17 protein-coding genes are annotated in these 24,805 nt (G+C 65.9%); 9 read left to right on the top strand and 8 right to left on the bottom strand.

Annotated elements, in window-relative coordinates; genetic code table 11:
• Positions 1 to 124 precede the first annotated feature (124 nt).
• The gene (locus ISP17_RS10310; protein WP_404632799.1) at positions 125 to 2,926 is read left to right on the top strand and encodes a S8 family serine peptidase; all 2,802 of its coding nucleotides are present in this window, start codon (positions 125 to 127) and stop codon (positions 2,924 to 2,926) included.
• Between the two features lie 79 nt (positions 2,927 to 3,005).
• On the opposite strand, the gene ISP17_RS10315 is transcribed toward ISP17_RS10310, so the two are convergent.
• The 5 genes from ISP17_RS10315 to ISP17_RS10335 form a co-directional block, all read right to left on the bottom strand.
• Positions 3,006 to 4,163 (bottom strand): isovaleryl-CoA dehydrogenase, encoded by a 1,158-nt coding sequence (locus tag ISP17_RS10315; RefSeq protein WP_404632800.1) that lies wholly within the window; start codon positions 4,161 to 4,163, stop codon positions 3,006 to 3,008.
• Between the two features lie 104 nt (positions 4,164 to 4,267).
• A complete protein-coding gene (gene yccS, locus ISP17_RS10320) occupies positions 4,268 to 6,415 on the bottom strand; it encodes a YccS family putative transporter (protein WP_404632801.1) in 2,148 nt (715 codons plus the stop codon).
• A 99-nt stretch (positions 6,416 to 6,514) separates the two neighbouring features.
• Positions 6,515 to 7,618, bottom strand: a complete 1,104-nt coding sequence (locus tag ISP17_RS10325; protein ID WP_404632803.1) for a Glu/Leu/Phe/Val dehydrogenase dimerization domain-containing protein — start codon at positions 7,616 to 7,618, stop codon at positions 6,515 to 6,517.
• Positions 7,619 to 7,829: 211 nt separating this feature from the next.
• A complete protein-coding gene (locus tag ISP17_RS10330; protein ID WP_404632805.1) occupies positions 7,830 to 8,165 on the bottom strand; it encodes a hypothetical protein in 336 nt (111 codons plus the stop codon).
• 111 nt (positions 8,166 to 8,276) lie between these two features.
• On the bottom strand, positions 8,277 to 9,074 hold the full coding sequence (locus ISP17_RS10335) for a M48 family metallopeptidase (protein ID WP_404632807.1): 798 nt from the start codon (positions 9,072 to 9,074) through the stop codon (positions 8,277 to 8,279).
• Between the two features lie 108 nt (positions 9,075 to 9,182).
• Between ISP17_RS10335 and ISP17_RS10340 the strand changes: the two genes are divergently transcribed.
• Both ISP17_RS10340 and ISP17_RS10345 read left to right on the top strand, forming a co-directional pair.
• Positions 9,183 to 9,785: a TetR/AcrR family transcriptional regulator gene (locus tag ISP17_RS10340; RefSeq protein WP_404632809.1), complete on the top strand. Its 603-nt coding sequence runs from the start codon at positions 9,183 to 9,185 to the stop codon at positions 9,783 to 9,785.
• A gap of 10 nt (positions 9,786 to 9,795) precedes the next feature.
• On the top strand, positions 9,796 to 10,719 hold the full coding sequence (locus tag ISP17_RS10345; protein WP_404632811.1) for an alpha/beta fold hydrolase: 924 nt from the start codon (positions 9,796 to 9,798) through the stop codon (positions 10,717 to 10,719).
• 21 nt (positions 10,720 to 10,740) lie between these two features.
• Here ISP17_RS10345 and pdxR read toward each other — a convergent pair whose 3' ends face one another.
• Positions 10,741 to 12,216, bottom strand: a complete 1,476-nt coding sequence (gene pdxR, locus ISP17_RS10350; protein WP_404632813.1) for a MocR-like pyridoxine biosynthesis transcription factor PdxR — start codon at positions 12,214 to 12,216, stop codon at positions 10,741 to 10,743.
• Positions 12,217 to 12,318: 102 nt separating this feature from the next.
• On the opposite strand from pdxR, the gene ISP17_RS10355 reads away from it, so the two are divergent.
• Entirely contained in the window at positions 12,319 to 13,302 is a 984-nt protein-coding gene (locus ISP17_RS10355; RefSeq protein ID WP_404632815.1) for a transporter, read from the top strand.
• Positions 13,303 to 13,813: 511 nt separating this feature from the next.
• The gene (locus tag ISP17_RS10360) at positions 13,814 to 17,536 is read left to right on the top strand and encodes a methylmalonyl-CoA mutase family protein (RefSeq protein ID WP_404632817.1); all 3,723 of its coding nucleotides are present in this window, start codon (positions 13,814 to 13,816) and stop codon (positions 17,534 to 17,536) included.
• 198 nt (positions 17,537 to 17,734) lie between these two features.
• On the opposite strand, the gene ISP17_RS10365 is transcribed toward ISP17_RS10360, so the two are convergent.
• On the bottom strand, positions 17,735 to 19,282 hold the full coding sequence (locus ISP17_RS10365; RefSeq protein WP_404632818.1) for an XVIPCD domain-containing protein: 1,548 nt from the start codon (positions 19,280 to 19,282) through the stop codon (positions 17,735 to 17,737).
• A 30-nt stretch (positions 19,283 to 19,312) separates the two neighbouring features.
• A complete protein-coding gene (locus ISP17_RS10370) occupies positions 19,313 to 19,762 on the bottom strand; it encodes a lysozyme inhibitor LprI family protein (protein WP_404632820.1) in 450 nt (149 codons plus the stop codon).
• Between the two features lie 334 nt (positions 19,763 to 20,096).
• Here ISP17_RS10370 and ISP17_RS10375 point away from each other — a divergent pair, with 334 nt between their 5' ends.
• From ISP17_RS10375 to ISP17_RS10390, 4 genes are all read left to right on the top strand, one after another.
• The gene (locus ISP17_RS10375) at positions 20,097 to 21,302 is read left to right on the top strand and encodes a DUF262 domain-containing protein (protein WP_404632822.1); all 1,206 of its coding nucleotides are present in this window, start codon (positions 20,097 to 20,099) and stop codon (positions 21,300 to 21,302) included.
• A complete protein-coding gene (locus tag ISP17_RS10380; RefSeq protein WP_404632824.1) occupies positions 21,299 to 22,591 on the top strand; it encodes an MAE_28990/MAE_18760 family HEPN-like nuclease in 1,293 nt (430 codons plus the stop codon). Before ISP17_RS10375 ends, ISP17_RS10380 begins: the two co-directional genes overlap by 4 nt.
• A 609-nt stretch (positions 22,592 to 23,200) precedes the next feature.
• Positions 23,201 to 23,887, top strand: a complete 687-nt coding sequence (locus tag ISP17_RS10385) for an XAC0095 family protein (protein WP_404632826.1) — start codon at positions 23,201 to 23,203, stop codon at positions 23,885 to 23,887.
• Positions 23,888 to 24,048: 161 nt separating this feature from the next.
• Positions 24,049 to 24,711 carry a hypothetical protein gene (locus ISP17_RS10390; RefSeq protein ID WP_404632828.1) on the top strand — a complete coding sequence of 221 codons (663 nt, stop codon included), beginning with the start codon at positions 24,049 to 24,051 and terminating at the stop codon, positions 24,709 to 24,711.
• Positions 24,712 to 24,805: the final 94 nt, after the last annotated feature.

A 24,805-nucleotide genomic window follows, 5' to 3' on the forward strand; every position in this document is an offset into this window, starting at 1 on the left:
CCGCCGCTCGCACCGATCTGGCGAGCCGGTCGCCGGTAGGGTGTAATGCGACAGGCCGCGTTGAACACAGGTTGGCGGAGGGGCCGCCACCCGTTCTTACGATCACGCTGCCGGGGGAGACACCATGATGAGCAAGCCAGGACTGGCGCTGATGCCGCGTCGCATGCCGTTGATGATTGCCGCCGCCCTCGGGCTGGCCGGTTGCGGAGGCGGGGGTGGCAACGTGCGTCCGACCAGTGCTCCGCCGCCGGCGCCGACACCGACCGCGCAGCCGGATTTCGACTCGCATCTGGCGCTTACCGACACCTATGCCGCGCACGCGGCCGGCTTTACCGGCGCGGGCGTCACCATCGGCATCGTCGACACGGGCATCAATTCCAATCACCCGGCACTCACCGGACGGGTCAAGGCGCTGCTCCTCTATGTCGACCCGGCGACCAACGACACCACCAAGGGCGACGTGGTGGGCCACGGCACGTGGACCTCGCAGATCGCCGCCGGTCAGCCGTTCGGCCAGTGGCCCGGAGGCATCGCGCCGGATGCCACGCTGGTGTCCGCGCGCATCATCAACGACACGCCGCCGAAGGACGACGGCTCGGGCCAGGGCAACAAGGTCATGCCGTCCGATGCGGATTTCTTCGGCCAGTACCTGCTGCCGGACCTGATCACCCAGGGCGTGCAGGTGATGAACAATTCCTGGGGCGGGCTGTATTTCGACCCGTCCAACGCGGCGGCGGTGGGCACCGCGTTCGGCGACGCGTTCCGTCCGTTCGTGGTCGACCACGATGGGCTGGTGGTGTTTGCCACCGGCAACGACAGTCGCAGCGAGCCGTCCGATACCGCCGCCATTCCGTACTACGCGCACGACCTCGAGCGCGGCTGGCTGGCGGTGGCGGCGCTCGACACGCTGCATCCCACCCAGCTGGCCAGCTATTCCAACGCCTGCGGCAAGGCGATGAACTACTGCCTGGTGGCACCGGGCGACGTGATCGTCACCGGCGCGGACGACACCGCCGGGCATCCCACTTACTACGTGGTCTCGGGCACCTCGTTCTCCACGCCCGCGGTGGCCGGCGCGGCGGCCGACGTGTGGCAGGCCTTCCCGTACTTCAACAACGACCTGGTCCGGCAGACCCTGCTGGGCACCGCCAAGGATCTCGGCGCGCCGGGCGTGGATGCCACCTTCGGCTACGGCCTGCTCGACGTGGGCAAGGCGGTGAAGGGGCCGGCCCAGTTCAACTGGGGCCCGGTCACCGTGAGCTTCAGCGGCAGCTCCAGCTGGGACAACGCGATTTCCGGCCCGGGTGGATTGATCAAGGAGGGCAGCGGCACGCTCACCTTGAGCCAGCCATCCACCTACACCGGTGGGACCCAGGTGCTGGCCGGCAGCGTGATCGCCAACAGCCTGGCCGGCGACGTCCACATCTCCGCGCTGGCCGGCTTTGGCGCCAACCACGTGGACGGCAGCATCGACAACGCCGGCACGCTGGACCTGGGTAACGCCGGCGGCACCACGGTCGGCGGCAACTACACCCAGCAGGCCGGCGGGCGGCTCGCGCTGTCGCTGGGCTCGTCGCTCACGGTGACCGGCACCGCCACGCTCAACGGCGGCGACCTCTACGTCTACGACAAGAACGCCAACTACACGATCAGCTCGCACACCAACGTGCTCACCACCGGACAGGGCCTGAGCGGCACGTTCGACGCGCTCAATACGCCGAACAACGTGCTGCTCAGCGCCACGCTCAACTACGACGCCACCAGCGCCTGGCTCAACGTGACCCAGGTGAACGTCACCCAGGTGGCGGGCGCCAGCTACACCGCCGCGTCGTTCGGCGCGGCGCAGCGCGTGCAGGGCGCGTTCGAGCAGCTCAACGCGCAGTTCGGCGGTGGCGTCAGCTCGGTCTCACCGGTGGGCAGCGAGTTCGTCGCCGGCGCGGCGAGCCTGCAGCATGTGATGAGCACGGCCGCGTTGCAGAGCTCGCTGCAGAGCCTGTCCGGCCAGCTGCATGCGGCCAGCGCGGCGATGACCTTCGAAGCGATCGATGCGGGCACGCGCGCGCTGTCCGACCATGTCGACCAACTGCTCGACGGCCCGCAGGCCAGCGCCTGGAGCCAGAACCTCGGCTATCACGGCTCGATGTCGCGCGCCGGCTACGGCAACGTGGGCGTGGACCTCAACGGCTGGATGACCGGTGCCGACCGCCGCCTCGGCGCGAACGGCTTTGCCGGCTACGCGATCAGCCAGGCCGATGGCCTGGGTCGCCTCGCCGAGTCGGCCGATCAGGGCCGCAGCCACGCGATGGAAGCGATGCTCTACGGCGGCATGGTGAAAGGCTCGTGGTACGCGGTGGGTCGCTTCGGAGCGGGCCACTATCGCGAGACCATGCGCCGCTCGGTGCAACTGGGCAGCTTCGGCAGCGGCGTGGCCAGCAATGCCAACGGCCGCTACGGTGTGGCCTATGGCGAAAGCGGCTACCGCTTCGGCATCGGCGGCATGCACCTTACGCCCTACGCCAACCTGCAGTACGCGCAGATTCGCCGCGATGCCTTCAGCGAAACCGGCGGCAGCGGTTTTGGCCTGAAGACGCCCTCGCAGACCATCGCGCGCTGGCAGGCGGGCGTGGGCCTGCGCGCCAGCCAGGGCTGGACGCTGGGCAACGGTTCGCGCCTGGAGTGGACCAGCCACCTGCAGTGGCAGCGCGCCTTCGGTTTGCGTGGCGACGTGTTCGAGGCCAGCTTCACCGGCGTGAACCAGTGGGCACCGGTGGGCGGCATCGGTGTCGCGCGCTACGGCGGCATGATCGGCACGGGGCTGGACTGGACGATCTCCCCGCGCAGCAGCTTCGGGCTGGGCGTGGACCAGTACCTGGGCCAGCGCGACCATGCACGCATGGCGACGCTGAACTACCGGCTCGCGTTCTGACGGCATCCTTGGTGCTGGCAACAAGAAACGGCCCGCATTGCGCGGGCCGTTTTCATTCGGGCATCGGGCGTCGGATGACTCAGCTCTTGCCGTGGAACAGCTCGCGGCCGATCAGCATGCGGCGGATCTCGTTGGTGCCGGCGCCGATCTCGTAGAGCTTGGCGTCGCGCAGCAGGCGGCCAGCCGGATACTCGTTGATGTAGCCGTTGCCGCCGAGAGACTGGATCGCCTCCAGCGCCACCTTCACCGCGTTGGTCGAGGCGTTGAGCAGGCAGGCGGCCGGGTCGATGCGTGACTTGTGCCCGGCATCGAGCTGCTGCGCCACCATGTAGGCGAAGCCGCGCGAGGACTGCAGCGCCGTGTACATGTCGGCCACCTTGGCCTGCATCATGCCGAAGGTGCCGATCGGCGCGTTGAACTGCTTGCGCTCGCGCACGTAGGGCAGGGTGAGGTCGAGCGCCGCCTGCATCAGGCCGAGCGGGCCGCCGGAGAGCACCAGCCGCTCGGTGTCCAGACCGCTCATCAGCACGCGCACGCCTTCGTTCACTTCGCCGACGATGTTTTCGGCCGGAATCTCGCAGTCCTCGAACACCAGCTCGCAGGTGTTGGAGCCGCGCATGCCGAGCTTGTCGAGCTTCTGCGCGGTGCTGAAACCCTTCATGCCCTTCTCGACGATGAAGGCGGTCATGCAGCGGCTGCCGGCGGCGCGCGGCGCGGTGCGCATGTACACCAGCAGAACGTAGGCGTCGGGGCCGTTGGTGATCCACATCTTCGAACCGTTGGCGACCCACACGTCGCCCTTCAGCTCGGCCTTGCAGCTCATCGAGCCGACCACGTCGGAGCCGGCGCCCGGCTCGCTCATCGCCAGCGCGCCGACGTACTCGCCCGAGCACAGCCTGGGGATGTACTTCTGCCGCTGCGCCTCGTTGCCGTTGTGGAAGATGTTCTGCACCGCGAGATTGGAGTGCGCGCCGTAGGACAGGCCGACCGAGCCGGAGGCGCGTGAAATCTCCTCCATCGCCACCGTGTGCGCGAGAAAGCCCATGCCGCTGCCGCCGTACTCCACCGGGATGGTGATGCCGAGCAGGCCGAGGTCGCCGAACTTGCGCCAGAGGTCTTCCGGGAACGCGTTGTTGCGGTCGATCTGGTCGGCGCGCGGGGCGATCTCCTTTTCCGCGAAGGCGTGCACGGTCTCGCGCAGCAGGTCGATGTCTTCGCCGAGGGGGAACGGGCGCATGCGGTGCAACTCCATGTCAGGAAAAAAATCCCTCGCATGGTAGCGCGCGCGGCGCATCCGGCCTTGGCGCGACGCACAACGCAGCGGCCGTCGGCCGGGGGCGATCAGGCGCTGCGCAAGGCCTGCGCGTGCCCACGCAAACGCCCGTGCAGCGCCAGCACCCGGGCCAGCTGGGCGAGTACGAAGCGCGTGGTGTCGTCACCGTCCGCGGCGGCCTCGACGGGGGTGGCTGCGACATCGCGTGCCGGGTCCACGTGTCCGTCCAGCGCATCGGCGAACGCATCGAGCGTGGCCACCACCCGGGCGCCCTCGTGCCGGATCGCGGGCTCAAGCGCACGCGGTGTCGCCGGCCGGTGCGCGCCCAGCGACGACAGCTGCCCCAGCATCGTGTGCGCGTCGGTGAGGAAGCGCAGCATCGCCTCGCGGCTGGCCGGGGCGCGATCGGGCTCGCGCAGCATGTCGGCGAGCAGGCCGCTGAGCGCGGCGTCGGCGTTGTGCGCATCGCGCCGGGCAACGCGGTAGGCGAGGTCGTCGCGCTTGCCGCTGGCGTACTGCTCGAGGATCTGCGCGAGGTAGCGCGCGTCGCTGCGCATCGCCTCGGCCAGTACCCGGTCGAGGCGGCGTCCGCGCCATTCCGGCAGCACCGTGTAGATCGCCAGCGCTGCGATGCCGGCGCCGAGCAGGGTGTCGAGCAGGCGCGGCCACATCACCGCGTAGCCGTCGCCGATCTGGTTGAAGCACAGCATCACGAACAATGTGATGAAGGCGGTCGCCAGCGTGTAGCGACGCTGGCGCGTGGCGAAGAAGGCCACACCGGTGAGCACGATCAGCGCCATCTGCCACGGCCCGAACGGTGCCAGCTTCAGCGTGGCCCAGCCGGCGAGCAGGCCGAGCACGGTGCCGGCCACGCGCTGCAGCAGCAGGCGGCGCGTGGCACCGTAGCTGGGCTGGCACACCAGCAGCGTGGTCAGCAGGATCCAGTAGCCATTGCGCGGATGCAGTGCCAGCAGCACGGCGTAGCCGGCCAGCAAGGCCAGCGACAGCCGTACCGCGTGGCGAAAGTGCATAGAGCGCGCCGTGAGCTGGATGCGGATGCGCGCCCACGCCTGCGCCAGCGATTGCGGTGCCGGATCCTGCAGCGCGCTGCCGGTTTCCGCGTCCGATGGAGCACCGGCCTCGTCATCCAGCCGCGCCTGGATCGCACTGAGGTTGCGCGCCAGCGCGTCGAGCGAGCGCTGGATGTCCGCCGCCGGCGCCTGCCGCTGGTGCGCGGCGAGGTCGATCGCCTCACGCAGGTCGACCAGCGCGGCGCGCGCACGCCGCGACTCCGGCAACGGCGTGCGCAGGCGCAGCGCGGTGGCGCGTTCGCGGCAGCCGGTCGCCTGCAGCTGCAGCTGGTGCGCGCAGCGGAACAGCACGTCGGAGTGGAACAGCGCCTCGGCCAGCGCATCGTATGGATGATGGGTGGAGCTGGCGCGCTCGTGGATGTCCTGCGCCATGAAATACAGCTGCAATCGCGCCGCCGTGCGGCCGCGCGGGCGACGGGTGCCGATGCGGTCCACCAGCACCAGTCGGGTGGCGTTGAGCGCCTGCACCACGCGCTCGTTGCGCATCGCCAGCTCCAGCTGCAGGGCGTCGCGATCCACCCCGTGCATCGGCGCGAACAGCGCGGCCTTGCCGTCCAGGTAATCGGCCAGTGCATCGAACAGCCGCGCCAGCGACAGCCGCAGCGCCTGCTGTGGCGCCAGTGCGCTCCACAGCAGCGACAGCACGCCGTACCACGCGGCGCCGGCCAGCAGCAGGAGCGGTTCGTGCAGCGGATCGAATGCGCTGCCGCGCGCCGCATCGACGCCGATCATCGTGTACACCGACAGGATCAGCGTGGCGCCGGCAATGGTGGCGTAGCGGCCGCTCACCGCGCCCAGCATCACCAGCGCGAAGGTGGCCAGCGGCAGCCCCAGTGCGAACAGCCACGGCGAGGGCAACAGCCACTCCACCGCGATCGAGGCGGCGGCGAAGCAGCCCAGCGTGACCAGCAGCGTTCCCAGCCGGTTGCGCCAGTGGTCCTCGGTCTCGGCCAGCGCGCAGGCGATGGCGCCGAGCAGGGCCGGGATAACCGCGGCCTGCTCGCCGCGCGCCAGGCACCACGCCACGATGCCGCCCAGCGCCAGGAACACGCGCACGCATTCGGCATAGCGGTCCGAGCCGCGGAAGCGGCGCCAGGCATGGACGAGGGCAGCGGCAGCAGGCATTGGCGCGAGGATACTTCGGCCGGCGCCGCGTTTGCTGCAGTGCATAAAAAAACGCCGGCACAGGGCCGGCGTTTCTCGCGGTGCGTTGGTGCGGGGTGCTTACTGACCGCGCATGCGGCCCTGGAAGCGGGTGCCGCCGTTGCCCATGTGCGGCAGCTTGATCTTGCCGATCAGCGCGATGCGCTCCTCGGCCAGGCGATCGGCGGCCAGGTAGGTCGGCACGCCTTCGGTCTTGCTGATCTCGAAGATGCGGCCGAGGTTGTAGTAGATCTGTCGCATCATGCGCATGGCGCGCTCGCGGTTGTAGCCGTCGATCTCCAGCGAGATGTTCATCACGCCGCCGGCGTTCACCGCGTAGTCCGGCGCATACAGCACGCCGCGGCGGGTGAGTTCGTCGCCGATCTCGTTGGTGGCCAGCTGGTTGTTGGCCGCGCCGCAGATGATCTTCGCCTTGATGCGATCGATGGTCTTGTCGTTGAGCGTGCCGCCCAGCGCGCACGGCGAGTAGACGTCGGCGTCGACGTCGTAGATCTCGTCCAGGCCCACCGCCTCGCAGCCGAGCTCGTCCACCGCGCGCTGCACCAGTTCCTTGTTGATGTCGGTGACGAACACCTTGGCGCCCTGCTCGCGCAGCAGCTTGATGAACTCCATGCCGACGTGGCCGGCGCCCTGCACGGCGTAGCTGTACTTGCCCACGTCCTCGTTGCCGTGCTTGAACTGCAGGGCGGCCATCAGGCCCTGCAGCGTGCCGAACGCGGTGAACGGCGAGGGGTCGCCCGAGCCGCCGTGCACCTGGTGCACGCCGGTCACGTACTCGGTTTCGCGGAACACGTATTCCATGTCGTTGACGTCGATGCCGACGTCCTCGGCGGTGATGTAGCGCCCGCCCAGCGAATTGACGAAGCGGCCGAACGCGCGGAACAGCGCCTCGGACTTGTCCTTGCTCGGGTCGCCGATGATCACCGCCTTGCCGCCGCCCAGGTTGAGGCCGGCCACGGCGTTCTTGTAGGTCATGCCGCGCGACAGGCGCAGCACGTCGTTCACCGCTTCGGCCTCGGTCTTGTACGGCCACATGCGCAGGCCGCCCAGCGCGGGGCCCAGCACCGTGTTGTGGATCGCGACGATGGCCTTCAGGCCGGCGTCCTTGTTCTGGCAGAACACGACTTCCTCGTGATCCGTCTTGGCGATGGTTTCAAAGATCATGCGAACGGTGACTCCAGGTTTGACGGCGCCCGGGGAAGGCGGCCGCACGGGGTAGGACAGAGCCGCAGCGTGCGGCCCTCTCCGGCGGAAACAAAAGCCAACGGCTTGAAAATCAAAGCCCCAGCGGGGGCTGGGGCTCGGTTTGGGGCCGGCAGTTTAGTACGTCCCCCGGGCGGTTGCTGCCGCGGCGCAACAACCGGGGTGGGTCAAGTCATCGCACCCAGTGGCCGCGCTCGAAGCGCCAGTGGCGACCGTGATGCACCCAGTGCTCCGGCACGTAGCGGTAGCCCGGCCGCACGCGCACCCAGTAGCCGCCCACCCACACGTGGCGATGGGCGTGCGGCTCCCAGCGCCAGTAGCCCGGCGCCCAGATGTAGCCGCGGCGCGGCGGCGGCACCCGCACGTAGCGCGGCGGCGGCGGGGGCACGCCGACGGAAATGCCCACCGATACCTGCGCGGCGCTGGCCGGCGGGGCGTAGCTGGCCGCCGTCGTGGCGGCCAGTCCCAGCGCGGCGAGCAGGGCGAGCTTGCGGGTCATCGTGATCATGCTGTCCTCCATCATCGCCGCCAGGCGCGGCTGCCCGGGGAAAAACGACCCAGCGGCCGCGGTGTTGACCCGCGTGGATCGCCATATTCAGGCGACGGCAAGGGTGTGCGCTTACAGGCGGCAGTTCGGCGCGTGGTTGCCCGCGCGGGCTTTCTGCCACACCGGCAGCAGCTGCTGTGCCTGCTGGTCGAGCACCTGCGCGCGCTTGCCGCTGGAGGGATGGGTGGACAGGAAGGCCGGCGGCTTGCTGCCACCCTGCGCGCCCATCTTCTGCCACAGCGTCACCGCCGCGCGCGGGTCGAAGCCGGCCTGCGCCATGTAGCGCTGGCCCAGCACGTCGGCCTCGCTTTCCTGCGTGCGCGAGAACGGCAGCAGGATGCCGAATTCCGCGCCCAGGCCCAGCGCCGCCGCCGCATAGCCGGTGTCGGTGCCGCGCGTGCCGGCGTAGATGGTGCCGGCGGCCACCGCGGCCTGCGCCGCGTAGTTGTCCGACACGCGCTCGGCGCCGTGGCGGGCCACCACGTGCGCCAGCTCGTGGCCCAGCACCACGGCGAGCTGGTCCTGATTGGTCGCCACCTTGAACATGCCCCGGTTCACGCCGATGCGACCGCCGGGCAGGGCGAAGGCGTTGGCGCTGTCGTCGCCCACGATCTGCACTTCCCACTGGTTGGCGTTCCACGGCGGCGGCAGCTGGGCGACCAGTGCGTTCGCCACGCAGGTGGCGTAAGCGCGCTCGCCCGGCGCGTCGACGAACTTGCCCTGCTTGCGCAGATCGTTGAATGCCGCGATGCCCATCTGGCTCATCTGCGCGTCGGACACGATCATCAGCTGCGACCGGCCGGTGGGCGAGGTGGCGCAGCCGCTCAACACGGCGGCGGCGAGGACGGTGGCGGCAAAAGCGACACGCATGGTGGAACTCCCTGTGGATGACGAGGCGGTCAGGATAGTCGCGGCGGGCGTAGTCGGCTCGTGCAAGCGGGGATGTAAAAGAACGAACGGTCGTGCTATTTTCCACGCATGTCCGCCACCCACACGCCAGGCAAGCGCGCCATGACGCGCGAGCTCATCCTCGACCACGCCTACGCGCTGGCCACCCGCGACGGGCTGGAAGGCCTGTCCATCGGCAACCTGGCCGCCGACGTGGGCATGTCCAAGAGCGGTGTATTCGCCCATTTCGGCTCTCGTGAAGACCTGCAACTGGCCGTGCTCGACGCGGGCGCGCAGCGCTTCGCTGCCGCGGTGATGGTGCCGGCGTTGCACGAACCGCGCGGCCTGCCGCGCCTGCGCGCCATCGTGCGTCGCTGGTTCGACTGGTCGTGCGCGCACGCCGAAGGCTGCGTGCTGCTGTCGGCCGTCAGCGAGTACGACGGCCGCGAAGGCGCGCTGCACGACGGCGTGGTGCGCCAGCAATCGCAGTGGCGCGAGGTGCTGGCCCAGGCGGCGCAGCTGGCGATCGACGCGGGCCACTTTCGTGCCGATGCCGATCCCGAGCAGATCGCCTTCGAGATCTATGCACTCATTCTCGGCCTGCACCACGACGCCGGCCTGTTCGGCTTCGAGCCCGCCAGCGCGCGGGCGGAGGCCGCCTTCGAGCGCCTGTGGCGAAGCTGGCAGGCCTGAGGAAACGCCCATGTCCCCGACCACTCACCGCGCCAATCTCGCTACCCGCCTCAAGCTGGCCACCTTGCGCACCGGCTTCGCGCTGGGCGGACGCCTGGCGCCGCGGCGCACCGTGGAGCGTGCCGCCCGCCTGTTTGCCACGCCGTTTGCCAGCAGCCGCGCGCGTGCGCGTGCCGCCGATGCCGATCCGGCCATGCGCCGCGAGCGCCTCGTGGTCAACGGCTGCAGCATCGCCACCTACGTGTGGGGCGATCCGGCCACGCAACCGTACGTGTTGCTGGTGCACGGCTGGTCCAGCTTCGGGCTGCGCTTTCGTCCATGGGTGCAGCGGCTGCGCGCGCTCGGGCTGGCGGTGGTGAGTTTCGACCAGCCGGCACACGGGCTCAGCGACGGGCGCTACTGCACGCTGCCCGAGTTCGCCGACACCGTGCGTGCGGTCGGGCGTCACTACGGCGATGCCGAGCTGGCGATCGGCCATTCGCTCGGCGGAGCGGCGCTGGTACTGGCCCAGGACAGTGCCTGGCGCGCGCGCCGACTGGCGTTGATCGCGCCAGCGGCAGACATGGATGCGGCGGCCACGCGCTACTTCCGCTTCGTGCGCCTGGGCGAGCACCTGCGTCGATCGTTCTACGACTGGCTGGTGGCGCGCACCGGCGTGCCGGTGGAGCAGTTGCAGATGCACCGTCACGCCGCTGCGCTGGGTCAGCCGGGGCTGGTCGTGCACGACCTGGACGACGCCGACGTGCCGTGGGACGAGGGCGAACGCTACGCCCGCCACTGGCCCGGCGCACGGCTGTTCACCACGCAGGGGCTGGGGCATCACCGCGTGCTCGAGGCGCCGGAGGTGATCGATGCGGTGCTGGCCTTTGCCGGTGGTGCGGCGGTGGGTGAGCGCGTGGTGGCCTCGCCGAACCTGCCGTTCGGCCTGGCCTGATCGCCGCCGCGAAGGGCATGCCTAAAGACAGCGCTTGAGCCGGCGGATGCCTTCGTCGATCGTCGGGCCATCCACGGCGCCGTAGCCGAGGATCATTCCGTTGCGACGCTGCGGTCCGCGATAGCAGGGCGACAGCGGACGGATCGAGACGCCCACCCCGGCGGCCCGCCGCGACAGCGCCACATCGTCGACCTCGTCGGGCAGCAGCGCGGTGAGCTGCATGCCCGCCTCGGCGCCGATCACCTGCAGGCGACCCGGCAGGTGATGCTCGATGGACTCCAGCAGCGCCGCGCGCCGGATCGCATAGAGCACCCGCGTACGACGGATGTGCCGGGCGAAGTGCCCCTCGCGGATGAAGTCGGTCATGGCCCGCTGCGGCAGGGTGGCCGAGCAGGTATCCAGCGCGTCGCGCACCGCGCGGAAGGCCGGCACCAGATCATTCGGCAGCACCAGGTAGCCCAGTCGCAGCGCCGGGAACATCACCTTGCTGAAGGTCCCGGCGTAGATCACCCGCGCATCGGTATCCAGCCCCTGCAGCGACGCCACCGGCTTGCCGCCGAAGCGGTACTCGCCGTCGTAGTCGTCCTCGACGATCCAGCGGCCCTCGCGCGCCGCCCACTGCAGCAACTGCATGCGCCGTGCGGCGCTCATCGTCACGCCGAGTGGGAACTGGTGCGACGGGGTGGTGTAGACCAGTCGCGCGTCTGCGCCGCGGCGGATGCCTTCGGCCACGTCCAGCCCGTCGTCATCCACCGGCACCTGCACCGTCCGCGCGCCCACGGTGGCGAGCGCCTGGTACGCGCCGGGGTAGCCGGGTTCTTCCATCCACGCGCTGTCGCCGGGGTCGAGCAGCGCATGCACGCAGATCTGCAGCCCGTGCTGCGCCCCGCCGGTGATCATGATCTGCGCCGCATCGGCGCGCACCGCACGCACCGTGCGCAGGTAGTCGGCAATAGCCTCGCGCAGGGGCAGGTAGCCCAGCGCATCGCCGTAGACCAGCGCGTCGGTGCCGGCCCGGTGCGCGTGTCGGCTGAGCAGGCGCGCCCAGGTATCGAGCGGGAACGCATCCAGCGCCGGCAGGCCGATGCGGAACGCGCCTTGGCTCTCCAGCCAGGTCTGTTCGGTGGGCGCCATCGCCGCCGCGCGAGCGGCAAGGCGTCGATCCGGCGATGGCGCGACCACGGCGGCTTTGCCGCGGGCGCGGGGCGACGGCGCCGCCATGCCCAGCGGGATCGCCGCCGCCACGCAGGTGCCCGAGCCGGTGAAGGTTTCCAGGTAGCCCTCGGCCTGCAATTGCTCGTACGCGCTCAACACCGGCAGCCGCGACACCGCCAGTTCGCCGGCCAGCGCACGGGTGGAAGGCAGTCGCTGGCCCGGGCGCAGCTGGCCGTCGACGATGGCGCGCCGCAGCCAGTCCGAGAGCTGCCGGTAGATCGGAATCCCGCCGGCGGCATCCAGCGCGATCGGGGGCAGCAGGCTGTCGGCTACGCGCTTCATGTCAGGCTCCAAGTGGCTATGCAGGATCATAGCCAAGTGGCTATTCGACTGAACCACTTAACTGCCTAAGGTGCGGCCACCAGTAGCGCGTGGGAGGTAGGGATGGGCAGGCAGAGGCAGCCGGCGAGAACGCGACGACGACGACCGAACCTGGCGTGGCTGGGCGCGTGCTGGCTCGCACTGATCGCCACCACCGCGTCGGCGCAGGACACCGGCGCTGCGCGCCAGTCGCGCGACGACGCGTGGTGGACCGGCCCGATGCTGGCCAACTCCGCCGAGACCCTGCCACGCGGCCACGTGCTGGTGGAGCCCTACGTCTACAACGTGATGACCGACGGCGCGGACAACTTCGGCTCGCGCGCCTACGTGCTCTATGGCCTTACCGACGACCTCACCGTGGGCGCCATCCCGATCATCGGCTACACCGCCATGCACGGCGGGCCGAACAGCTCGGGCATCGGCGCGGGCGACCAGATCCTGCAGGCGCAGTACCGCTTCACCCGCTTCCGCGAGGGCAGCTGGCTGCCGACCATTGCGCTGCAATGGCAACTCGCCGTGCCCACCGGTCGCTACCAGCGCCTGGCACGCGCCGCCGACGGCATGGGCAGCGGCGCGTGGGCGAACACGCTGGGGCTCAACGCGCAGAGCTACTTCTGGATGCCCAGCGGCCGCATCCTGCGCGTGCGCCTCAACGTCACCCGCACGTGGTCGCGCCACGCCGACCTCGCCGGCGTCAGCAGCTACGGCACCGGACCCGCGTTTCGCGGCAAGGCGTATCCGGGCGACAGCTTCTACCTGGGCACCTCGTTCGAATACAGCCTGAGCCGCCGCTGGGTGCTGGCGCTGGATCTCACCTACAGCCGCAACGATCCCACGCATGTGCGCGGCGTCGACGATCCGCTGGGCACACTTCCCGCGCCCGTATCCATCCGTTCGCCACGCAGCGAGGCGTTCGGCTTCGCGCCGGCGGTGGAGTACAGCTGGACGCCCAACGTGGGCGTGCTGCTCGGCGTGCGGGTGATCCCCGGCGGACAAAACGCGACCCGTTCGGTGACCCCGGCGATCGCGATCAACTACGTGCATTAGCTGCGATGCAGCCAGCTCGCCATACCGTTCGCGTCATGGGAGTGGTCCAGTCCATCCACATCGACACCGTTCCTGCCTCGGCGCCACCCCGCCTCGACGCCCCCCACCTCGACGCCCCCACCTCGACGCCAATCCCACCTCGACGCCAATCCCACCCCGCCGTCATTCCCGCGAAAGCGGGAATCCACTTTCGCTCTTGATGCAAAAGCAAGATGGATTCCCGCTTTCGCGGGAATGACGCCGTCGAGAGCCGGGAAGGGACACGCGATGGCACACGCGATGACACACGGCTCCCCCGCGAAAAGGCGGTGAGGCAGCCGCGCCAGGGGCTCCCCGCTTCGCGATTCCGCAATGGCGAATCCGCCGTTCGAGAGTGACGAGCAGTCTCCCCTGACACCGGAATCGTCGTACCCCAACCGGCGCCACGCCGGGCGGCCACCGCACTGCGACAAGCGCGTAACGGGCAACCCCTTTAGAATTGCACGGTTCAGACAAGCCGTTCGGAGTTGCCATGAGTTCCCAGCCGAAGCACGTCCCCACTGCCGGCGACACCCAGCACGCGCGTACCCCGGGCGAAGCCACGCCGCTGCGCTTCGTCACCGCCGCCAGCCTGTTCGACGGCCACGACGCGGCGATCAACATCATGCGTCGGATCATCCAGGCGCAGGGCGCCGAAGTGATCCACCTGGGCCACAACCGCTCGGTGGAAGACGTGGTGCGCGCCGCATTGCAGGAAGACGCCGACGCCATCGCGCTGTCGTCCTACCAGGGCGGCCACGTCGAATACTTCAAGTACATGGTGGACATGCTCAAGGAGCGCGGTGCCGGCCATATCCGCGTGTTCGGCGGCGGCGGCGGCACCATCACGCCGGAAGAGATCAAGGAGCTGCAGGCCTACGGCGTGGAGCGCATCTACCACCCCAACGACGGCATGAAGCTCGGCCTGGTGGAGATGATCGAGGACGTGATGGCGCGCGCCGGCAAGGCTGCCACCGAGCACGCGCGCGGCCACGGCGCGGGCGTGCCCAGCGTCGACATCGACAACGAGATCAGCATCGGCCACATGCTCTCGGCGATCGAGGAGGGCGGCCTCACCGACGCCGACCTGCACCGCCTGCGCAAGGAGTGGCAGCTGGCCGGCAAGCACACGCCCGTGCTTGGCCTCACCGGCACCGGCGGTGCCGGCAAGTCGAGCGTGGTGGATGAACTGCTGCTGCGCTTCCTGCAGGCGTTCCCGCAGATGCGCATCGCCGTGCTGGCGGTGGACCCGACCCGTCGACGTTCCGGCGGCGCGCTGCTGGGCGACCGCATCCGCATGAACTCGCTGCGCTCGCACCGCGTCTACATGCGCTCGATGGCCACGCGTCGCCAGCACGCGGCCACCAACACCGTGCTGCACGACTGCATCGACTTCCTCAAGAGCCAGCCCTACGACCTGGTGATCGTGGAAACCGCCGGCATCGGTCAGAGCGATTCGGAAATCGTCGACCTGGTCGACTTCCCCGTCTACGTGATGACCAGCGAATACGGCGCGGCCAGCCAGCTGGAGAAGATCGACATGATCGACTTCGCCGAGCTGATCGTGCTCAACAAGTACGACAAGCGCGGCGCCGAAGACGCCCTGCGCGACGTGCGCAAGCAGTGGAAGCGCAACCGCACCGCCTTCGCCATGAAGGACGAGGACGTGCCGGTCTACCCCACCATCGCCAGCCAGTTCAACGATCCGGGCATCACCTGGATGTTCACCAACCTCTGCCGCCTGATGCGCGAGAAGCTGCACCTCGGTGTAGGAGCGCACCCTGTGCGCGACCAGGCCACCCCTGACAGCGAGGTCGCCCACAAGGTGGGCTCCTACAAGGGCGGTTGCGATTGGCAGCCGCACCTCGACACCACGCTGAAGGAGCCGCGCGCCACCGTGCTGATCCCCGGCAACCGCGTGCGCTACCTCGCCGAGATCGCCGAGCAGGGCCGCGGTATCAATGCATCCATCGCAAAACAGGCTGAGTTCGCCAGCAAGGCGCAGCACTACTACGAGTCGTTGAAAGAGCTGGGTGACCCCGCACTGCCCAAGCCGCTGGATCTCTACAGCAGCGACGCATTGCATCCCTCTCCCCCCGGGAGAGGGACCGAGGGTGAGGGTACGTCCGGAGCGAACCAGTCCCCGCAAGCCCCGAACCCTCACCCCCAGCCCCTCTCCCACGGGGAGAGGGGAGTGGATCGCTCTCTCCTTCTGCTCCGCCAGCGCTACAACGCCGCCCTCGGCGAGCTGAGCAAGGAGGCCATCGAGCAGCTGCGCGGCTGGCCCGCGCTGTACGACTCCGTCACCGCCGAGGTCAACGAGTACGAGGTGCGCGGCAAGATCATCCGCGTGGAGAACTACCGCACCTCGCTCAGCCACCAGAAGGTGCCGAAGGTCGCGCCGCCCAAGACGAAAGACTGGGGCGACCTGCTGCTGTTCCTCGGCAAGGAAAACCTGCCCGGCCACTACCCGTACACCGGTGGCGTGTATCCGTACCGCCGCAGCGGCGAAGACCCCACCCGCATGTTTGCCGGCGAAGGCACGCCCGAGCGCACCAACCGCCGCTTCCATTACCTCAGCCAGGGCGGCGCCGCTACGCGCCTGTCCACCGCGTTCGACTCGGTCACCCTGTATGGCGAAGACCCGGCGCCGCGCCCGGACATCTACGGCAAGATCGGCAACTCCGGAGTCAACATCGCCACGCTCGACGACATGAAGAAGCTGTACTCCGGCTTCGACCTGTCCGCGCCCACCAGCTCGGTCTCCATGACCATCAACGGCCCGGCGCCGATCATCCTCGCGATGTTCATGAACACCGCGATCGACCAGAACGTGGAGAAATACCTCAAGGCCGACGCCACCCGCTGGGCCGAGGCAGAGAAAAAAATCGCCAAACTGTTCGAAGGCCGCCAGCGTCCGTGTTATGCCGGTGATCTGCCCGCCGGTAACGACGGCCTGGGTCTGGGCCTGCTCGGCGTCACCGGCAACCAGCTGGTGGACGCCGAGACCTACGCGAAGATCAAGGCCGAAACGCTCAGCAGCGTGCGCGGCACCGTGCAGGCAGACATCCTCAAGGAAGACCAGGCGCAGAACACCTGCATCTTCAGCACGGAATTCGCGCTGCGCATGATGGGCGACATCCAGCAGTACTTCGTCGACCACAAGGTGCGTAATTTCTACTCGGTGAGCATCAGCGGTTATCACATCGCCGAAGCGGGCGCGAACCCGATCAGCCAGCTCGCCTTCACCCTGAGCAACGGCTTCACCATCGTCGAGTACTACCTCGCGCGCGGCATGAACATCGACGACTTCGCGCCCAACCTGTCGTTCTTCTTCTCCAACGGCATGGACCCGGAATACACCGTCATCGGTCGCGTCGCCCGCCGCATCTGGGCGCGCGCCATGCGCGAGCGCTACGGTGCCAGCCCGCGCAGCCAGATGATGAAGTACCACATCCAGACGTCCGGCCGATCGCTGCACGCGCAGGAGATCCAGTTCAACGACATCCGCACCACGCTGCAGGCGCTGTACGCGCTGTTCGACAACTGCAACTCGTTGCACACCAACGCCTACGATGAAGCCATCACCACGCCCACGGAAGAGAGCGTGCGCCGCGCCGTGGCGATCCAGATGATCATCAACAAGGAGCTGGGGCTCAATTTCAACGAGAACCCCTGGCAGGGCAGCTACGTGGTGGAGGAGCTCACCGACATCGTGGAAGAGGCCGTGTACAAGGAGTTCGAGGCGATCAGCGAGCGCGGCGGCGTGCTCGGCGCTATGGACACCATGTACCAGCGCGGCAAGATCCAGGAAGAGTCGATGTACTACGAGCACAAGAAGCACGACGGCAGCCTGCCGCTGATCGGCGTCAACACCTTCCTGCCCAAGGACCACGGCGGCGAGATCGCCACCGAGATCGAGCTGATCCGCTCCACCGAAGAAGAAAAAGCCCAGCAGATCGCCAACGTCAAAACCTGGCAGACCGTGCGCAACAAGCTGGCCCCGCAGGGCGAGACCGAGCTCACCCACGTGCCCGAGGACGCCACCGCCGCATCCGAAGCCCACGACGGCCACGGCCTGGCCTACCTGCAGAACACCGCCCGCGACCGCCGCAACCTGTTCAATGCGCTGATGGAAGCGGTGAAGACCCACAGCCTCGGCCAGATCAGCCACGCGCTGTACGACGTGGGCGGCGAGTACCGGCGCAACATGTAAGACCGCGATGCACCGCTTCGCTCAGCTTGAACCCTGGTGAGCTTGAACCTAGCGAGCCTGAACCCTCTCCCCCGCTCGCGGGGGAGAGGGCAGGGTGAGGGGGAAGCAACCGAAGCGAAAAGCCTCGCCCCGCTCAACGGCTGCAGAGAAACGCGTTGGCTCCTACAAAAAGGCCCGGCATTGCCGGGCCTTTTTCGTTCACCGCTGCATCGAAGGCTGCGCTACCTGCGCATCCGCCGATTGCATCAACGGCGTGGGCGCCTGCACGCTCTGCATCCCCGGCGTCTGGAACTGCGACCAGTCCGTGCTGCTCTGCGCCAGCGGCGTGCTGACGCCGCTCACCACATCCACATCGGCAAACCGCCGCAACGGCGAGCGGATGTCGCCCTGCACGGCGATGGCGCGCGAGGCATCCTCGCTCAGGATCACCTGGTCAATCCGCTCCAGCCCCTCCTTGCGCGCCGCCAGCGCCAATGCACCGGAGAGGTTGTAGCTGCGGAAATCCGTCGCGCGCCCCTGCGCCTGGTCGAGCTGACCGACGCCGGCCAGCGCCTGCTGGAACATGGGGTGGCCGGGGTGCTGGTGATGGTCGAGGGTGAGTGCGGTGAGGGCGGTTTGCTGCAGGGTGGCGTGCTTGAGGGCTTCGGCGGTGTCGTGGCCCACGATGCCGTCTGCCTTGAGGCTGTGCTTGCGCTGAAACGTTTCGACGGCAAAGCGTGTGGAAGGCCCGAAATCGCCGTCGTGCTTTATCCGGTGGCCATGGGAGTCGGTGAATCCGAGCTGCGCCAGTTCGGTCTGCAACGCGACGACGGCATGGCCATGCGAGCCCTGGTGCAACACCGTGTGGTGGCTGCGATGACCTTGCCCGATGGCCTTAAGCGCCTGCTCGATGTCCGGGTCGTTGGCCGACTTCAACGGGTTGAAATCAGCGTCGCCCACCTTCGTATGTGCGCGATCGATGGCGGCGGCCACCGTCGGGTCGTCGTGAGCCTGCTTGTACTGCTTGGCGATCGCTGCGGCCTTGGGGCCGTCGTACCAGTCGAGCCTGCGATGGATGTCATTGGCGGTGGCGAGCACATCGCTGTAGTCGCCGCCGTCCTTGAGTACCTTCTCGTAGGTTTTCAACGCGCTAGGCATCTGGTTTGCGGTCTTCGCCAGTATCGCTATGGCTTCCAGGCGGTGATCCTCCGGAACGTTCTTGCCGTTCTGGTCGAGCATGTCCATCGCGGTTTGTGTGGCGTTCTTCACCTGTGGATAGTCGATATTTTTATGTATCCACTTTTCCCCTTCCTCGGAAGACGCCCATGCATTGATGCTGTCGCGGGTGTCGGTATCGATGAAGGCCAGGGTGCCTCGATGTTCCTTGCCATTGCCGTGGCTGAGTAGATCGGCGCGCAGCTGGGCCTGGTCTTGAGTGAAGGGGAGGGCGTGCGCCTTCGCATAGGCGGATGCCTGACCAATGATCGCATCCACATATGTGGTCTCTCCTGGTTTGAGCGCCCCCCCATCGGTGGAGCCGAGCGCCCAGGCGCCGCGCTGGCCGAGATCCACCTGGATCGTGCCGATTGAATAGCCACTGTTCGCCTTGATCCTGTCAGCGTGGCCCCAGTTCGGGTCGGAGGTGCCGGCCGTGATGCCTGCAATGCTCAAGCGGTATGAGGCGGGGCCGCCTTCCGTTCCCCGGCCCACCACAAAGTAGGTGGCACCGGACATCGCGTCGAGATTGTGCGTATCGAGGTTAGGCATGGTCTTCGTCCTTGAAGGGAGGGGTGGGAATTACTGCAGGTTCACCACAAACAGGTAGTCGTCCAGCGCATTGGCGCGCTCGCAGACGCGGAAGAGTGCATTTTCCGTAACTTGTAGGTTGCCGACGGCTTCGCTGCCGTAGACGGAGCTTTCCAGCGCGCCGTTGGCCTCCTGAAACTTCAGCCAGGCGCGTTCGGCGTGGATCAGTTCGTCTTTGGCCTTGGGGCTGAGCTTGCTCATGAGGGCCTTGTACGTGACGTTGAGGCGCTTGTCCTGGCGCGTGTGCTCGTCGGTCAGGCAGTTGGCTGCCGCGTTCGTGTCGGAGTCGGCCTTGTCGACGCAGGTATAGAAAGCGTCGGTGATGCCCGGCGGTGCATGTCGCTTGATGTCCTGGCTTCTGCTGTCCGTCGCGGTCGCGACGGTGACCTGGGCCATGAGTACCAAGGCTAGCGGGAGGGTGAACGTTCTGATTGTCGGCATGCTGCGGCTCCTGTCCTTGCGATCCTGACTTCCGAGGCGCAGGAGCCTATCATCGGCCGGTGGCTCGGAACGTGAGCGGGCTCGGGGATTGGCGTAAGGGAATGGCGCGAGGACGAACCGAATGATCGAGACGACTTGGAAGGGCGTAACGCTGGCGAGGAGTAACCAAGTCGTCCGAGGCGGGGGATTAATTAGTCGCGTCCCCTTTTTCTGCGTTGTATGACGTGGGTGGGGAGTATCGGCGGAATATGTAACGTGTTCGGCAAGCTTTGCTTCGGTTGAGCTTGTTCAAAAAGGGCCGGCTCATGCCGGTCACAATCTTGGAGGTTCACGCGTGACGAGTGACTCATTGTTTCAAGGCGAGCTGCTGATATTCGGGAAGGCCGTTCAGACCAATCGTTTCGCTCAGTCTGATGAAGAACTGAACTCTAAGTATTCCGCCGGCGCAGTGCGCATCGTGACAGAGCAGGCACGGTATCCGCTGCCTCAAGTGCCCCAGATGGTCGCAAGCGATGACTACCGCTTGGATCCCGAATTCCAGCGTCGGCACCGCTGGGACGACGAAAAAAAATCGCGCTTGATCGAATCGTTCATCATGAACGTGCCAATCCCACCTATTTTTCTCTACGAGGTTGGTTACGCCAAGTACGAAGTCATGGACGGGCTACAACGTTTAACCGCTATCGCGGATTTTTACGGTGAGCGGCTCGTTCTCACGGGGCTAGAGGAGTGGTCTGAGCTCAACGGACGTACATACAAGACTCTTCCTGATGCCGTGCGTCGAGGCGTCGACCGTCGCTACTTGTCCTCAGTCGTGCTGCTACAAGAAACCGCAAGCAATCCGGCAGAAGCTCAGCGGCTAAAGCAGCTTGTCTTCGAGCGAATTAATAGTGGCGGCGTTTCCCTGTCGCATCAGGAAAGCCGCAACGCGATTTTTGACGGCCCTATGAACCGTCTTTGCTTGCAGCTAAGCCGCACCCCAGCCCTATGTGAGACATGGGGCATCCCCAGTCCAACGGCAGACGAGGCTGCAGGTGGGGAAATTAATCCGCTCGCGCGTCAAAACGAGTTTTTTCGCCAGATGACAGATGTTGAGCTAGTCCTGCGATTTTTTGCGTACCGCCAGAGACTGCAAAATCAAGAGGGATCTCTTAAGGTCTTTCTAGATGAGTATTTGCAAAAGGCTAACTTGCTCACTGATGAGACTCTCGATCAGCTAAAGGAGCTTTTTGTCGAAACGATTAACCTCGCGGAAGCGCTTTTCGGCGAAAAGGCGTTCTATCTTTGGCGAAAGCGTGTCACGGGGTGGGGTTGGTACAGGCGTCCAACGACTTCAGTTTACGATCCGATGATGTTTGCACTGAGCCGCTTCCGCTTTGCTCGTGCGCTACTGATAAGTCGCAAGGACGCGTTGCAGGATGCGATTCGTGAAATGTACGAGCGCGATTACGCCCAATTTGAGGGGCGATACACGAATCGAGAAAACCTTCGTCGGCGCAATGAACTGTTCGTTGAAGTGTTCGAGAAGTTTGCGGCATGACGTCAGCGGCTCTCGCCGCTGCTCTAGCGGCTTTGCAGGACGTCAGAACGTTCTTGGGGATATCTGAGCGGCGAACGGACGCCGTTAAGGAAATTCTCGAAACCGGAGCAGTGGTTGGGGCGGCAGCCACTCGCTGGGCGAACGACGTTGTGAGTTTTCGTAATGGACGTCGGTTTGACTACGTGTGTGCGGTGGTTCTGCTCTACGGCATTCTCGAAAGATTTGTCGAAGATGCTGCCGACGAATATTTAGCGGCGCTAACCAATGCGACGCCATTATACGACAACCTTCCACAAAAAATTCGGTCAACTCACTTTACTAAACTGACAGCACATCTCCAGCGGACGCGAGATTCGAGATACGACGGCCGCGCCACAGCGGCCCAGCTGGCAACCGCATTTGCTGGCTGCCTCCAGGGTAGCGTACCTTACGATTTGATCATTGAATCGATGTTGCACCACACGGCTAATTTCAGGCCGCCAGTTGTTGACGATTTTTTTGGAAGTCTGGGTGTTGATTCAATAAACCGACGGGTCGTTGAGACCGAAGTATTTGCAGACTACTTAGCAGCTACAGCTAGGGCTCCGACGGACCGACCTGAGGCTGTTCTAGACCTTGTCAGTGAGCTCGTGTCTCGTCGCAATGAGGTCGCTCATGGAGATATTTCTAACACGCTCGCCCCTAGCGAACTGCTACTGTACTGCGATCAACTTGCCGCGTACTGTGAGGCATTGGCTGAGGTACTCGCCGACGCACTGCTAGCTCATTTGGTAGATTTTTACGGCGTTGATCACGGGAATCCGATAAGGGTTTATAACCACAATATCGTCTGTATCAGGTCCGAAGGCCAGGTAATTCGAGTTGGTGATTCTATTGCGATTCAACGCCCCACCGGTTCATGGTACGCGGTAGATGTTGTGGAAATTCAGATTAACGGTACTGCCGTCACCACCACGCCGGAAGGCCGTCCCGTCGATGTCGGTTTGAAGATTGATGGTCGATGCAAGCCAACTTACATCGTCCGAACCGGCGTATTACAACGCAGACAACGAGCTGCGGTCCTGCCACCGTTGGGTAGTTCCGATTCCAAGACTGTCGGTGAAACCGCAGACGCGGCAAACGTCGTTGATGAAGTGGCTATTTGGACCGCTTGCCGGGACGAAGCCTACGCCTGGCTGGTAAAGCATGGCGGCGGTGGACAGCATGAGTGGCTCTTGGCTGACTACCAGCGCTGCTGTGACGCCCTGACGGACGCCGAAGCTAAGTTAAAAAAAGCAGGTCGGAGTTAAATTTGTTCTAGCTGACGCGTCCCGCTACAGCTCGGGTGGGTCGGGCGGCCCCAAAGGCGCTCCTTGAAAAACAGGACTCACTTATCCCGTGGTCGGCGAAACGGGGTCAGATTTACTTATCGATTGCTTGGGAGTGGGGCTGACCCCGTTGGCATACTTTGTCCATTTATGGCGAGGCCATCGGCAAGGCATATTTCAATAAAGGGGGCGTGGCCAATTAAGCTTAATTAAATTAATTAAATGGGGCGTGGCTAATTAAATTCGTCATTGGCCTGATTGAAGGCGAGTCTTGGGTTCGCCTTCCCGCGCTTTACCTGCCGCGAGCTGATCTCAGCGCACTCTCGCCTTGACTCCCCTCCAGACCAGTAGCAGACTCGGTCTCAAGGAGCGTCGAAACTCCCCACACAGCGGTACCCACCTCCGTCAAACCGGTGGGTTTTTTGTGCCTGCGCCTTTGCAGTCACGAGCCGACGCGATGCTTGCGTCGGGAGGGCGGCTAATACAACACCCGCAAGGGGAATACGCCCGCCGGCTGTGTGCGGTTTCGAACCTCCCGACTTCCCGTCGCCATCCTGGCGTGCGGGTACTTCATGGAACGAGGAGGCAAGCATGTCGACCATCGATTCGGAAGATCGGAATGTCACCGGCTATTTCCTGCCGGAGGACACCCAGCTACGGCTGAAGCAACTGCGCGAGTACGTGGGATTCCTCACCAACCTGGCCCGACCTCGGCGGCCAGACGAAGACAGCGAGTGCTACAACGAGATTCGCCCGGGCGAGGTGGCGATCTGCTTTGAGTTGATCGAGGAGCAGATAGGGTTGGTGCTGGATGAGCTCTCCTGGCCGGGGGAGCGTGGCGAGAGTGCGGATGCGTTCAGCGCGGCTGCGGATACGGAGAAAGAAGCAGAGGCCGCGGATACGAATGCCGAGAAACCGTACGGCACCGAGCCGGTGAGTGACGAGGCGGGCCACCGCTGGATAGCCGGCGTGAGCCTGGGCCAGATCGACGAGATCCACCTGCTGCTCGACAGTCTCCGCGCCCACGGCAACGTGGTCGCCAGCAGCGACGAGGCCAAGCTGAAAGGCGTCACGCTGTCGATTATGGGCGACGCCATCTGCCGTGATGCGCAGAAGCTACGCGACATCGTCGACGCGATCTACGACGATCAGCGACTGCAGCCACGTGCCAGCAAACCGGGTGTGCGCGAAGAACACGCGGCCTACTGCGTGCCGACCGCGCCTTCGCTGAGGGAAGGCATATCACCCACCATGCCGACATCACTCACCTACCACTAGCAAGCAGCAACGTCCGCCCTGCGCACCCCGCACTCGCGGGGTGCGCTTTCGCCTCTCTTGCGTCGATCGGACCCTGCGCGAGGCATCGTCGCACTTGAGCCGCGGCGTGCCCGAAAGGAGCAGGCATGCTTGAATGTCGGCTTCCGTCGACAGGGATGCCCATGGACGCCACGCCCCTCAGTTTTGCCCTTCTCGATGAGAAGGTAAGTCGGTATGTCGAAGCGACCACTTCGGATGAGCGCGCAGGCAAATGGGAACGGTGGTCGATGGTGGCGGGATTCGCCTCGGGCGGTGTCGGCTTTCTCTTGACCAAGATAGTCACGGGCAGGCCGGCCCTGGTGCTGCTTAACATCGCGCTCGTGATGGAGCTGATGGGCCTGGGTGTCTGGCTCGCTCTGAGGATACGACGCGAATGGCGTGACTTTAAGATGCCGCACGCCCAGTACGCGCGCGAGCTGGACGAGTCTTATACGTCTTACCGTGAGCTGGCCTGCGAGTTGAATGCATTCCCTCAGGTGGAACTGCAGCGCCTTCTCCGGTACCTCAAGGGCCGCCGAAATTCCCTTGCCTACAGCACCGGCCTGCTGAGCGGAAACGTGGAACGCCTGGGGCTGCTGCCCGTGCTTGCGATGCTCTATGTGCAGTTCAAGGACTGGAAGTTCGGCGACTGGACGTCGCTGTGGGGCAGCGTGCACTTGGTTGGCGGTCTGCTGCTCTGGGCCATTTTTCTTGCCTACCTGGTGTCATGGTGGCTCGTTCGCCTGAGGCTGCGCCTGGACGTGTATCAAGCGTTCCTGGAGGAAGCGCTGGAGGAAGAGAATTAAACGGGACGAGAATAAAGGGGACGTGGCTAATTAAATCCGGCCGTCACTAGCAGCAAGACAGGGGGCAGAGTCGACTTTCCGAGAAAGCGCACTC

The sequence above is a fragment of the Dyella ginsengisoli genome, assembly GCF_044904665.1.
Taxonomy (GTDB): Bacteria; Pseudomonadota; Gammaproteobacteria; order Xanthomonadales; family Rhodanobacteraceae; genus Dyella_A; species Dyella_A ginsengisoli.

Coding starts and splice junctions, on each gene's coding strand:
- ISP17_RS10310 (WP_404632799.1), top strand. CDS start 125: ATGATGAGCAAGCCAGGACTGGCGCTGATGCCGCGTCGCATGCCGTTG.
- ISP17_RS10315 (WP_404632800.1), bottom strand. CDS start 4,163: ATGCGCCCGTTCCCCCTCGGCGAAGACATCGACCTGCTGCGCGAGACC.
- yccS (WP_404632801.1), bottom strand. CDS start 6,415: ATGCCTGCTGCCGCTGCCCTCGTCCATGCCTGGCGCCGCTTCCGCGGC.
- ISP17_RS10325 (WP_404632803.1), bottom strand. CDS start 7,618: ATGATCTTTGAAACCATCGCCAAGACGGATCACGAGGAAGTCGTGTTC.
- ISP17_RS10330 (WP_404632805.1), bottom strand. CDS start 8,165: ATGATCACGATGACCCGCAAGCTCGCCCTGCTCGCCGCGCTGGGACTG.
- ISP17_RS10335 (WP_404632807.1), bottom strand. CDS start 9,074: ATGCGTGTCGCTTTTGCCGCCACCGTCCTCGCCGCCGCCGTGTTGAGC.
- ISP17_RS10340 (WP_404632809.1), top strand. CDS start 9,183: ATGTCCGCCACCCACACGCCAGGCAAGCGCGCCATGACGCGCGAGCTC.
- ISP17_RS10345 (WP_404632811.1), top strand. CDS start 9,796: ATGTCCCCGACCACTCACCGCGCCAATCTCGCTACCCGCCTCAAGCTG.
- pdxR (WP_404632813.1), bottom strand. CDS start 12,216: ATGAAGCGCGTAGCCGACAGCCTGCTGCCCCCGATCGCGCTGGATGCC.
- ISP17_RS10355 (WP_404632815.1), top strand. CDS start 12,319: ATGGGCAGGCAGAGGCAGCCGGCGAGAACGCGACGACGACGACCGAAC.
- ISP17_RS10360 (WP_404632817.1), top strand. CDS start 13,814: ATGAGTTCCCAGCCGAAGCACGTCCCCACTGCCGGCGACACCCAGCAC.
- ISP17_RS10365 (WP_404632818.1), bottom strand. CDS start 19,282: ATGCCTAACCTCGATACGCACAATCTCGACGCGATGTCCGGTGCCACC.
- ISP17_RS10370 (WP_404632820.1), bottom strand. CDS start 19,762: ATGCCGACAATCAGAACGTTCACCCTCCCGCTAGCCTTGGTACTCATG.
- ISP17_RS10380 (WP_404632824.1), top strand. CDS start 21,299: ATGACGTCAGCGGCTCTCGCCGCTGCTCTAGCGGCTTTGCAGGACGTC.
- ISP17_RS10385 (WP_404632826.1), top strand. CDS start 23,201: ATGTCGACCATCGATTCGGAAGATCGGAATGTCACCGGCTATTTCCTG.
- ISP17_RS10390 (WP_404632828.1), top strand. CDS start 24,049: ATGGACGCCACGCCCCTCAGTTTTGCCCTTCTCGATGAGAAGGTAAGT.